This window comes from Pseudomonas sp. GW821-FHT07E12 (assembly GCF_058986605.1).
The window spans coordinates 37761-50182 of the sequence record NZ_JBYSVX010000001.1 but is presented as its reverse complement, the minus strand read 5'-3'; the positions used below and the strand labels follow the sequence as shown (position 1 = coordinate 50182).

The following is a 12422-nucleotide window of genomic DNA, read 5'->3' as shown; positions in this document are numbered from 1 at the left end:
ACTCGCGACCGGGCCGTTCATGGGCCCTCGGCAAGCGCATGTGGTGCAGCGGCTATACTCGCCTGACGGTTTCACGGAGATGAAGATGTCGGCTCTGACCGGGTTGCGGGTGCTCGTAGTGGAAAACGACGAGATGAACGCCATGCTGCTGGAAATGCAGCTTCAACAGGCCGGAGCGTCGGTCATCGGCCCGACCGGATGCGTCGGGCAGGCGCTGCAACTGGTCAAGGAGTGCGAGCCGCAAGCCGCGATCCTCGATTACCGCCTCGGTGACGGCCAGACCAGCGAACCGGTGGCCCAACGGCTGACGGTACTCGGCATCCCCTTCGTACTGGCAACCGGCGTTGCCCCGGAGCAGGTACCGGCGGCGTTCGAAGCCGGCGGCCTGCTGATCAAGCCCTATCATGCCGAGGACCTCGTCAGATCGCTGCTCGAGGCCCGCAGGAAAGTCGCCGCTGACAGCTGACGCGCGCTGTTCGTAAGATGAGCCTGCCCCGTGGATGTGGCGGTGAGTCCATGCAAGACAATCCCGAATCCAGGCGTTTCCCCTGGTCGGTGGCCGACGCGATGGAGGCTGCCGGACACGCGACAGCCTGGCGAGAAGACAGCGGTCCCGACTCCAGCGGCGCGCTCAACGCCGCGTTGACCAGCTGCCTGGCTTCGCCGGCGCCGATGCTGCTGGCGTGGGGCCAGGATCGGATCTGCTTCTACAACGCGGCATGCGCGGCGTTGCTGGTGGCCGATCATCCTGCGCAATGGGGCCGACCACTGGCGGAGGCTTCGTCTTCGCTGCAGATCAGTCTCGACGGTACGGCCGATGTTCCCGCCACGTGGAGGGCCACTGCCATCCAGACTCGGCAGGCCGTGCTGGGATCGATATTCACGCCGGTACCCGAAGCAATCGGTGGAGGCGCGAAGACCGCCGTCATGCCGGCCACGGACACACCATCGGTGGACCACCTGCTGGCCTCGGTCTTCGAGCAGTCGCCGGCCTTCCTGGCAGTATTGAAGGGCCCCGACTACATCGTCGAAACCGCGAACCGTCGCTTCCAGTACATTCTGGGAGACCGCCCGATACGCGGCCTGCCGCTCCGGGTGGCAGTGCCGGAGCTGGTCGAACAGGGCTTCATCGAACTGCTCGACAACGTGCGCGAAAGCCGGCAGCCCTTCATCGGCGAATCGATGGTGGCGGCGATCCGGCGCCCCGGCGAAACCGAGCCCTACGAAGCGCGCATCGATTTCGTCTATCAGCCTATGTACGACCGGCAGGATCAGGTCGACGCGATCCTGGTGCATGGCATCGACGTGACCCAGCAGTTCCGCTCGGAGGCGCGCGACGGCTTCCTGCTTTCCCTGGAAGACGAACTGCACGGGCTGTCCGAACCACAGCAGATCATCGACGCCAGCGTCCGGTTGCTGGCCGAACACGTGGGCGCCGATCGCTGCGCCTATGGCACGGTCAGCATCGATGGCTCGACCCTGCGCGTGGTCAGTGATCACGTCCAGAACATCGCGCATATCCGGGGGGACTTCCACCTCGACGAACTCGCGCCGCACCTGTTGCGCAAGCTCCAGGAAAACCGTCCCTGGATGGTCAATGACGCGCTTTCGGCCCCACACCGGCCCTACATCGCAACGCCGTTCCTGAACTCCGGACTTCGCGCGAGCCTGATCGTTCCCCTGCACAAGCATGGGCAACTGGTCGCGGTGATGGGGGTACACCAATGCGCGCCGCGACGCTGGACGTCGATGGAAATCCAGCTGGTGCGGCGCGTCCTGACCCGCTGCTGGGAGTCGCTGCAACGCGCGCATGCGCAGCGGCGCATGGCGGCCAGCGAAGCGCATCTGCGATTGCTCGCCGACACGTTGCCGCAGATCGTCTTCGTCACCGCCGAGGACGGGACGCCGCATTACTTCAACCAGCGCTGGTACGAGTACACCGGCATCGATCCAGCAGCAGATGGCGCCGATGGCTGGCATCAAGCCCATACCGCGATGGGCCTGTTGCAATGCGATGCCGCCTGGGCCCTCGCCCTCAGCGGCACCCGGGCCTATGAGGTGGAATGCGAGCTGCGCGCGGCCGACGGCGGCTTGCGCTGGCATCTCGCACGCGCCCTGCCCGTGCAGAACGACAGCGGTACGGTGACGCAGTGGATCGGCACCTATACCGACATCCACGATCGCCGCGACTTCGAGCAGAAGCTGGCCGAAAGCGAGACCCGATTCCGCAATCTCTGCGAGACGGTCCCGACGATGATCTGGATGTCCGATGCCGAAGGCGATTGCGTGTACTGGAGCCCGCAGTGGCACGACTTCACCGGCCAGACCAATGAGGAAGCCCTCCCGCAAGGCTGGTGGAACAGGGTGCATCCGGATGATGCACCACGCGTGCAGCATGCGTTCCAGGAGGCGCTGGAAAGGCGGCATCCCTTCGCCAGCGAGTATCGGGTGCGGCGCAGCGATGGACGCTATCGCTGGTGCGTGGATACCGCTTCGCCGCATTTCGGCATCGACGGCGAGTTCCTCGGCCACATCGGCTCGGTGACGGACATCACCGTGCGCAAGCACATGGAGGATGAAACCGCCTCGGAACGCTCGATCCTCAACATGATCACCACCGGCACTTCACTGCCACTGGTGCTCGACGCCATCGCCCTCAACGTCGAGTCGCGCAGCGAGACGGATCTGCGCTGCTCGATCATGCTCGCAGACAATGACCGCGGCCAGCTCTGCTACGCCGCCGCGCCGCACATGCCGTTGGACTACGGGCTGCACTTCGATCGCCTGTCGATCGCTTCCGACGGCGTGCCATGTGGCCGCGCGGCCTGGAGCGGCCACCAGGTGATCTGCGATGACGTCGCCGACGACCCGGCCTGGGGCGAATACCAGGCGGTGGCACTCGCGATGGGCATTGCCGCCTGCTCCATCACCCCGGTCATCGGCAGCAACGGATTGGTGCTGGGCACGCTCAACATGTACTACTCGTTGCCGCACGTACCCTCGCTGCACGAGCAGGCGATGGCGCGCTCGGCCTCGTACCTGGCCGGGATCGTGATCGAGCGCAACCTGATGGATGCCCAGCTGCAGCAGTCGCTGGAATCGGAGAAGAACGCGCGCACCTTCGCCGAACACGCCAATCGCGCCAAGGACGAGTTCCTGGCCACGCTCAGCCACGAATTGCGTACGCCCCTGAACGCGATCCTTGGCTGGTCGCGGCTGATGCAGTCCGACGGTTTCAGCACCGAAAATCTCGACAAGGGCCTGACGATCATCGAACGCAGCGCGCGTTCGCAGGCCCAGATCATCGACGACCTGCTCGACATGAGCGCCATTCTTTCCGGCAAGGTCAGGCTGCAGGCCGAGCATTTCGACATGGCCGGGCTGGTACGCAGCACGGTCGAATTGCTGCGACCCAATGCCCTGGCCAAACGGATCGAACTGCTGACGGTGGGTATCCACGATGGCCTGGTCCCGTTCTTCGGCGACTGCGGCCGGCTGCAGCAGGTGCTGACCAATCTGATCAGCAACGCGCTGAAGTTCACGCCCGCCGATGGCACGGTGTCGGTGCTGCTGGAAGTGAGCGACGAGCAACTGCACCTGGCCGTGCAGGACAGCGGCATCGGCATCGCCCAGGACTTCCTGCCGCACGTGTTCGACCGCTTCCGTCAGGCCGACGCCAGCACCACCCGGCGCGTGGGCGGCCTGGGCCTGGGGCTGTCGATCTCGCGGCAACTGGTGGACCTGCATGGCGGGCAGCTTTCGGCCACCAGTCCCGGTCCCGGCGCCGGCTCCACCTTCATGATGACGCTGCCACTGCATCACGGCGCCAGCGGCCCACCCACCCCCGCGCCGGTATCGACAAGGGCCGGGTCACCGGCCCAGGCCATGCAGGGGCGTCTCGATGGCCTCCATGTGCTGCTGATCGACGATGAAGACGATTCACGCGAAGCCACGCGCCAGTTCCTGCTCGGTGCTGGCGCCGATGTCGAATGTGCAGGCGATGCCAGCCTCGCGAAACAGATCCTGGCGGCCGCGCATTTCGATGTACTGGTCAGCGACATCGCGATGCCTGGCTGCGATGGCTATGACCTGATCCGCGGCATCCGCGACGGCGACGCTACCGCCGAGGCCGCATCGATCCCGGCGATCGCCCTGACCGCCTACGTCCGCGACGAGGACCGGGACCGGGCGATGCTGGCCGGCTTCGATGCGCACATCGGCAAGCCGCTGGATCCACTCGAGCTGGTCGAACTGATCGAGATACTGGCGATGCACCGCCGTCCGGCGGACACGCTCGTGTCCGCCGGATAGGCTCAGCTGCGCTTGGCGCGGGCGAACGCTTCGGCCAGGGCGTTGTTGGCGGGTGGCGCCGCGACGCGCGGTGGCTTGCCGCCGGCAGGCCGGTTGTCGCGACGCGGGGCATTGCCATTGCCGCGGTTGTCGCGCTCACTGGTGCTCGCGCCCGGAACGTCGTCCATGCGGCGCGTCAGTGCGATGCGCTTGCGGGCCACATCCACCTCCAGCACCTTGACCTTGACGATGTCGCCGGCCTTGACCACGTCGCGTGGATCCTTCACGAACGTGTCCGACAGCGCCGAGATGTGGATCAGCCCGTCCTGGTGCACGCCGATGTCGACGAACGCACCGAACGCGGCCACGTTACTGACCACGCCTTCCAGAATCATGCCGGGGCGCAGGTGCTTGATGTCCTCCACGCCCTCGGCGAACTGTGCCGCCTTGAACTCCGGGCGCGGATCGCGACCCGGCTTTTCCAGTTCCTTGAGGATGTCGCGCACGGTCGGCACACCGAACTTCTCGTCGGTGAATTGCTCGGCCTTGAGCCCGCGCAGGAAGCTGCCATCACCGAGCAGTGCCTTGATCGGCTTGCCGGTGCTGCCGACGATGCGCTCGACCACCGGATAGGCTTCCGGGTGCACCGCTGAAACGTCGAGCGGCTCGTCGCCATCGGCAATCCGCAGGAAGCCGGCGCACTGCTCGAAGGTCTTCTCGCCCAACCGCGGCACCTTCAGCAAGTCCTTGCGGCGCTTGAACGGGCCGTTGTCGTCGCGATGCTTGACGATGTTCTCGGCCACGGTCGAAGACAGGCCCGACACCCGCGCCAGCAGCGCGGCCGAGGCGGTGTTGACGTACACGCCGACCGCGTTCACGCAGTCCTCGACACGAGCGTCCAGCGCCTTGGCCAGCCTGAATTGATCGACGTCGTGCTGATACTGGCCGACACCGATCGCCTTGGGCTCGATCTTCACCAACTCGGCCAGCGGGTCCTGCAGGCGGCGTGCAATGGACACCGCACCGCGCAGCGACACGTCCAGGTTCGGGAATTCCTTCGCAGCAAACTCGGAGGCCGAGTACACCGACGCGCCCGCCTCGCTGACCACGATCTTCTGCAGTTTCAGCTCCGCATTGGCCTTGATCAGCTCGCCGGCCAGCTTGTCGGTCTCGCGGCTGGCGGTACCGTTGCCGATCGCGATCAGGTCCACGTCGTGGCGTGCGCACAGCAGCTTGAGGATCGCCAGCGACTTGTCCCATTCGCGGCGCGGTTCGTGCGGATAGATCGTCTCGGTGGCGACCAGCTTGCCGGTGGCATCCACCACCGCGATCTTGCAACCGGTGCGGATGCCGGGATCCAGACCGAGCACGGTCTTCGGACCGGCCGGCGCGGCCAGCATCAGATCCTTGAGGTTGTCGCCGAACACCGTGATCGCCTCGGCTTCGGCCTTCTCGCGGGCCTGGTTGAACAGGTCCAGCAACAGGTGCATGTGCAGCTTGGCGCGCCAGGTCAGGCGACAGGCCTGCAGCAACCACGCGTCGCCCGGACGGCCCTTCTCGGCCACGCCGGCGCTGCGCGCGACCCGCCCCTCGCAGTACTGATGGCCGGCTTCGGCCTCGCTGCCCGGATCCAGGTCCAGGTGCAGCACCTCCTCGCGGCGGGCGCGGAACAGCGCCAGCAGGCGATGCGAGGGAATCTTCGCCAGCGTTTCGGCATGGTCGAAGTAGTCGCGGTACTTGGCGCCGGCTTCTTCCTTGCCTTCGGCGACGCGTGCACGGATCACGCCATTGTCGGCCAGCCAGCCACGTAGTTCGCCGACCAGTGCGGCGTCCTCGCCCCAGCGCTCCATCAGGATCGCGCGGGCGCCTTCCAGTGCGGCCTTGACGTCGGCCACGCCCTTTTCGGCATCGACGAAACCGGCGGCGAACACCTGCGTGTCCAGCATCGGATCAGCGAGCAGGCCATCCGCCAGCGGTTCCAGACCGGCCTCGCGCGCAATCTGCGCGCGGGTGCGGCGTTTGGGCTTGTACGGAAGGTACAGGTCTTCCAGGCGCGACTTGCTGTCGGCCGCGACGATCTCCGCACGCAGCTCGTCGCTCAGCTTGCCCTGCTCCTGGATGCTCGCCAGGATCGTGGCGCGCCGGTCTTCCAGCTCGCGCAGGTAGGTCAGGCGCACTTCCAGATTGCGTAGCTGGGTATCGTCCAGCCCGCCGGTCACTTCCTTGCGGTAGCGCGCGATGAACGGGACGGTCGCACCTTCGTCGAGCAATGCGATGGCGGCGCGGGCCTGGGCGGACTGGGCACCGATCTCATCGGCGATGGTCTGGGCGATCTGCTGGGCGAGCTTGCTGTCTTGCATGGGTCCTGGGCGAAGCCAACTACGCGGAAAGCAGGCATTCTCGCAGTGCTTCCCGGGAGGGGGAACCCGTTGACAGCGGCGGCCGGACCTGTCGCCCTGCGGCAGCGGATCAACTCACGATTTCGCAGCCGGCGAGCCCGGATCTTCGGGAGGACAGAAATCCGCCTGGGACTGGTCGGCGCGAACGAGACGGACGCATTCAGGGCCAAGACCCTGCCAGGCCGCCTCGGCAAAATTGGCAATCACACGGCGCCCGTCCGCGTAGGTCGTCTCCTGCACCAGGCGGTCCGACGATAGCCAGCGGAACCCGGTGAGCGGCACCGGCGCAGCCCAGCCGTGGATGGAGTGAAAATCGTCCTGAGCTGCCTTGAGCCATGGGCCGACCCGCGCCAGCTCGCGACGGTCAAGATTCCACATGGTCGGTACGCCGTAGAGCAAGGCCCGGGCGTAGCGCCTCCGCTCCTCCCCGGCCACCTTCATCAGACCAAACTCCCAACGGTCCAGCGCTACGACAGAATCGTGGAAGACGGCCTCGAACAACGGCAGGCGATCTTCGGAACCGAACAGCGCACGGGCCTCGTCCGGCGTCGGCGTGAACGGCGCGAAGAACAAGGATGGACGATCGCTGGGCCACCAGGCTCCAAAACGCTGGCGCTGGTTCAACAGTGGCCAGACCGCCGATACGTACGCCTGCGCCGAGCCGTGCGAGTAATGCGTGACGCCACTACTCCAGGCCGTGACATTTTCCGATCCCAGCACCAGTCCGTCGTCCTTGATGGCAAGCGCCATGCGACTCAGGCGATTCTCCCGGTCACGCGCCATCGTCATCGGATGCTGGGGGCTGTAGTCCCTGAAGAAATTTCCGAACGCGTCCACATCCAGGAATACCTGGCTTGCACCGTCGGCGACATGGCCGGCGTAACGAGCGGCGGGAACGAACGCTCCCGGGTGCCGCGCGATGGCTTCGCTGGACATGTAACAGCCCCGCCCCGCAAAACCGGTGACCCGCTCGCCCTTTGCATCGACGACACATCCAGAGGGATACAGGTCATCGGGCCAGACGGAAACCGGGCTGTCAGCCGTCTCTTTTGGCTGACCATTGTCGAACGCCTCATACGGCCCGGCCAGATAACCCTGCGCATGGGCCTTGGCCAGGTAGCCGCGATCGACCAGATGATGGTGCGTGCGAGGATCCTGGTCGTAGCTGAGCACCATGCGCTCGATACCGATTGCCTTGAGGTCGTCGAGGAACCCCATGTCGCGCCCATCACCCCAGACGTACGCATGCGGCGCGCCAAACAACCGAGGCAGGTCCTTCACCGCCTTGTCCCTGAAGGTGACAAGCGCACCGTTCTGTGACAGGAAGCGACGGTAGAACAAGGCCGGTGCAAGAGGATCGACGGGACCGACGGCCAGAAACAGCTCCAGCGTCTCCGCACCGTCTTCGAACTCATGTCTGAGGCGGGCCTGCAATCCGTCGCTGTCCCGAAGGCAGAGTTGCGAATGCAAGCCGTCTCCCAGCGCATAGGTCACGCTTTCGGACTCCGACAGATGGCTCCAGGCGGGGAACGACAACAGGGTCGTTCCGCCTAGGCATTGCTCATGACGATAAGCCGAGCGCCAAAAGGGATCGTCGACCCGATACGCCATCCCTTCCCCATCGGGAACGAGCCATGTGCCCGACGTCGCGCCGGGGAGATCCAGCGAGAAACGCGAATCGGGCGCGCCCGCGATCGTCAATCGAAGCGAATCGATCGTGGCGGACACCGTAATCAGGCGGCCCTGCCCGTCCTTCCAATGCCATGTGCCATCGGCCAATGACGGTTCAACCGCTTCCGGGACGTGGCTCGGTGGCAGCACGGGAACCGAGGCGCCACTTGGCAACATCGCATCGACGCGGAGTGTTGCGGGATCGACCAGATACGCTACGTCGCGAACATGAAGCGTGAGCGGATCGGCATGAACGGACGATCCGAACAGACCCACCAGCAGAATCGGAAGCAGCGCGCGCAAGGTACTGAATCCGGCCCGGTTTCAATTGGCCCCATCGTATCCGGGATCAACGCCGTAGATCGTTGCCGTGCAGCAAGACGCCTCGGCGCCCCTGCGCCATCACCCGTGCAGGGACACCTTCGGGCGGCAATGCTGTGCAGCACGCTGCATCACGATGCATTCGTTCAGCGACTCCAGCGCCATCACCCGCACCCTGCCGATCGTCTCCAGTGCCAGCACGCGCTCGACATAAACCTCACGCCCCGCATCGGTCATCGCCATCGACTTGCTGAAGCCATACGGCATCACGCCCTTCTCGCCATCCTTGCTGCCACCGATGTACAGGACGATCGACATGATCCACCTTCTTGCTGGGACGTTCTGGAACTGGCCGGCCATCAGGCGACCGGACGTGAGGTACTTCAGGCGCAGGCTAACGCGGGCTGTTTGCGTATTCGTGACGTTTCCGGGTCGGTGTGCCCTCGCTTCAGGCATGGGTTAACCGACCATCGAACAACAACCTCTCGCAGCAACTGCGTTGCTACGCCGTCTCGAATGAACGCCTGCTACCCGGCCACCAGCCGCGACCATGCAATGCGTAACGATCGGCGGCGCGCTCGAATGGATTGCGTACGCTGACGCCGCCACAGGCCAGATAGACCGGCAGGAACAGCGGCCCCAGCACGAGGTACTGGAAGACATGCGCGCGCTCATGGTCACCCAGTCGCACCGGAGGATGCCGACAGCGCCCGGCCTGGTGCTCGTAGGTCATGCACCACAGATCGAGCGAGCCGCCCTTCACCAGGATCACGTTGCCCAGCGTCAGCGCGCCGCCCGGGCCCCATGGCCACCGCTCGAACACCAGGGCCATGTCGCGATCGCTCCAATGCGGCCGCGCACCGCGCAACAGGCCGGCACCACCCGCGATGAGTCCCAACAGGGTATTGGGCAGCGTCCACAGCGCGCCCAGCAACTGCAGGGCACGCAGCGCCAGCTTGGGCATGCGGATCAATCGGCCTCGTTCGGGATCAGCAACCACAGCAGCAGATAGACCAGGGCACCGGGGAAAGCCGCCGAAGCGATCGAAAAGACCACGTACAGCACACGCAGCAGCGTGGAATTCCAACCGAAGCGGTGTGCGATGCCGCCGATCACCCCAGCGATCATCCGGTCATTGAGCGAACGGGAAAGCGCGCGTGCGGGCTGGCTCATACCATCGACTCCATACTGTGAACTGCCTGATTCGACTGTAAATATTAGGGCGATACCGTCTCGTGACGACGCAGATCGCGCAGGCGGTCACCGAACCATTCAGCCGCCGGGCGCTCCGGCTGGCCCTGACACGCCACCTGGTAAGCCCGTCCGCTGAGGCTGCTGCGCGAGGCGGCGCGCTCGATGAACTGCTCCGAGGTCGCGACCAGACCGCGCCGGAGCAGGTAGTCGTACTTGCGTTGCAGGTGAGCGCTCGCGGTCCGGCCGTCGTACCAGTCACCATTGCGTTGGAAACGGCAGCCCGAGGCCGGCAGTGCATCGATCAGCGAACGGATCTCGCGCTGCGCCTGCGGCGACGGTGTTTCGGCGGCCGCCATGCCGATACAGCCCAGCAGGCCCGCAATGAGCCATGCGCACCGGACAAGCGATGTGCTCAGGAACGTTGCGCGAGCCATTGGTGGATCGCCGACGGGACTTCGTGCTGGGCGCGCCCGGACACATAGATGCCGATATGGCCGCCGCGGAAGCTCAGCTCGGTGTAGTCCGCACTGCCGACCCGTCCGCGCAGCGCGCGCGAGGCGTCGGGAGGCACCAGATGATCCTGCTCGGCGTAGAGATTCAGGATCGGCATGTCCAGCGTCGTCAGGTCCACGGTCTCGCCGCCGATCTCGACTCCGCCTTCCATCAGGCCGTTGGCCTGGTAGAACTTCTTGATGAACTCGCGGAATGCCTCGCCCGCCAGGTCTGGCGAATCGAAGATCCACTTCTCCATGCGCAGGAAGTCCTCCAGCGCATGCTTGTCGTCGAGGATGTCCAGCAGCCCCACGTACTTCTGCAGGTTGAGCCGGAACGGTTTGAGCATCAGGTAACTGGCGTTCATCAGGTCGGCCGGCACGTTGCCGATCGTGTCGACGAACAGGTCCACGTCCACCAGCCGCGCCCAGTTCGACAGCATGTTGTCCGGGGTGTGGAAATCCACCGGCGTCACCATCGTGATCAGGTTGCGCACCTTGCGCCGGCGCAGCGCCGAGTAGCACAGCGAGAACGTGCCCCCCTGGCAGATGCCGAGGATATCGATGGCATTGGCCGCATGCGCCTGGCGCAGGTGGTCGACCGCGCCGTCGATGTAGCGCAGCAGATAGTCCTCCAGCGTGAGGAAACGTTCGGAACGGTCGGGATAGCCCCAATCGAGCACGTACACGTCCTCACCCAGCGCGAGCAGCCCCTTCACCAGCGAACGGTCGGCCTGCAGGTCCACCATGTACGGGCGGTTGACCAGCGCGTAGACGATCAGCAGCGGCACCTTCGAAACCGGCGGTTTGTCGCCGATGAAGCGGTACAGCACCACCCTGCCGTCACGCCAGACCTCCTGCCGCTCGGTCGCGCCGTACTGCACGTCGTCCACGCCCGGCAGCACGCGCAGGCCGTCCAGCAGCTTGCGTTGCAGCGCGAGCGTCTCCTGCAGCAGGTCGTCGGCGTTGAAACCCAGCGGGCCTTTCACTACTGCTTTCCTCGCGGCGCGGTCTTCGCCGGCTTGGCGCTTCGGCCAGATGGCTTCTTGGCGGGCGCCGGGGATGCCGCTTTCCTGGCCTTGCTCTTGCCTGTTGCCTTGGATGAGGACTTCGCATTGCCTTCAGCACCCGGCTCCGGGCCTGTGCCCGCCGCCATCCGCCGCACCAGCCGCTCCAGTTCGGCGATGCGCCGGTGCGCGGCATCCATCTCCGAACGGGTCGGCATGCCCAGCCGCTCGCTGAACTGCTCCACTTCCTGCTGGATGCCGGCGCGCAGGCGCATCTGCGCATTGGTGAGCGCGCCGTAGACCCGCTGGAACTCCTCGGACAACGCCACCGCCGAATACGCCTCCTCGGCCGCCTCGATCCACAGGTCGAACATCGCACGCGCGCTGGTCAGTTGGCTGCCGGCCCCCTCGTGCTCGGCCAGCTTCGATTCGAACAGCGTGAAGGCCTGGTCGATCGCATTCTTGAGCTGTGCCGCATACGCCTGCGAGCGCTCCTGATACTCCTGCTGCGCGCGCGCCAGCACCTGCCAGCGCGTCTGGTGATTGCGCCCGAGCCCGAACGCCGGCATGTCCAGCCAGGGCGCGCTGTCACGACGCCATGTTTCGAACAGGCGCGCGGCTTCCTGCAGCAATGGATCGACGCCGGGTACCGCGCCGCCACGGCTCGCTCCCAGCGTCCACTGCATCAGCCGCTCGCCCTGACCTTCGACCGCCTCGCGCCAAGCGCGCGCGACGTCCTCGCTGGTGGTATCGCGCCCGGCAAAGCGTGCGGCCACCTGCTGCATCGTGCCCAGCCAGTCACCGGCCTGGTTGCGGAAGCGGTCAATCGCTTCCTGCGTCGTCGACGGAGCGTCGTCCGGCAGCCGTTGCGCCCACCAATCCAGTGCCTGCTGCCAGCTCGGGGTATCGCCGCCGGAACCCGGCACATCCGCCGGAGCCGCCTGCGCACGCCCCTGTTGGAGTGCCTCGTTCCAGGCATCCCAATAGCGCCGTGCCTGCGCCTCGAAATCGCCCTCAGACCCCTTGGCCGTCATCGTCCGCTCCGGTGA

The 12422-nt window shown here is 65.7% G+C and carries 10 protein-coding genes; 2 read left to right on the top strand and 8 right to left on the bottom strand.

Going from position 1 to position 12422, the window contains the following annotated elements; translation table 11 throughout:
• Window positions 1-85 precede the first annotated feature (85 nt).
• Together AC3WJE_RS00230 and AC3WJE_RS00225 are read left to right on the top strand one after the other, a co-directional pair.
• Entirely contained in the window at window positions 86-466 is a 381-nt protein-coding gene (locus tag AC3WJE_RS00230) for a response regulator (protein ID WP_493728764.1), read from the top strand.
• 50 nt (window positions 467-516) lie between these two features.
• A complete protein-coding gene (locus AC3WJE_RS00225) occupies window positions 517-4311 on the top strand; it encodes a PAS domain S-box protein (RefSeq protein ID WP_493728763.1) in 3795 nt (1264 codons plus the stop codon).
• Window positions 4312-4313: 2 nt separating this feature from the next.
• Here the strand turns inward: AC3WJE_RS00225 and AC3WJE_RS00220 are convergent, their stop codons facing one another.
• The 8 genes from AC3WJE_RS00220 to phaE form a co-directional block, all read right to left on the bottom strand.
• Entirely contained in the window at window positions 4314-6650 is a 2337-nt protein-coding gene (locus tag AC3WJE_RS00220; protein ID WP_493728762.1) for a Tex family protein, read from the bottom strand.
• Between the two features lie 114 nt (window positions 6651-6764).
• Window positions 6765-8663: a glycoside hydrolase gene (locus AC3WJE_RS00215; protein ID WP_493728761.1), complete on the bottom strand. Its 1899-nt coding sequence runs from the start codon at window positions 8661-8663 to the stop codon at window positions 6765-6767.
• Between the two features lie 99 nt (window positions 8664-8762).
• Window positions 8763-8999, bottom strand: a complete 237-nt coding sequence (locus AC3WJE_RS00210) for a hypothetical protein (RefSeq protein ID WP_493728760.1) — start codon at window positions 8997-8999, stop codon at window positions 8763-8765.
• A gap of 184 nt (window positions 9000-9183) precedes the next feature.
• Window positions 9184-9645: a hypothetical protein gene (locus AC3WJE_RS00205; protein WP_493728759.1), complete on the bottom strand. Its 462-nt coding sequence runs from the start codon at window positions 9643-9645 to the stop codon at window positions 9184-9186.
• A 5-nt stretch (window positions 9646-9650) separates the two neighbouring features.
• Window positions 9651-9854: a PspC domain-containing protein gene (locus AC3WJE_RS00200; RefSeq protein WP_493728758.1), complete on the bottom strand. Its 204-nt coding sequence runs from the start codon at window positions 9852-9854 to the stop codon at window positions 9651-9653.
• A gap of 44 nt (window positions 9855-9898) precedes the next feature.
• Window positions 9899-10231 (bottom strand): YfeK family protein, encoded by a 333-nt coding sequence (locus AC3WJE_RS00195; protein ID WP_493728757.1) that lies wholly within the window; start codon window positions 10229-10231, stop codon window positions 9899-9901.
• Between the two features lie 56 nt (window positions 10232-10287).
• A complete protein-coding gene (locus AC3WJE_RS00190) occupies window positions 10288-11355 on the bottom strand; it encodes a class III poly(R)-hydroxyalkanoic acid synthase subunit PhaC (protein WP_493728756.1) in 1068 nt (355 codons plus the stop codon).
• Entirely contained in the window at window positions 11355-12407 is a 1053-nt protein-coding gene (gene phaE, locus AC3WJE_RS00185) for a class III poly(R)-hydroxyalkanoic acid synthase subunit PhaE (protein WP_493728755.1), read from the bottom strand. Before phaE ends, AC3WJE_RS00190 begins: the two co-directional genes overlap by 1 nt.
• Window positions 12408-12422 lie beyond the last annotated feature (15 nt).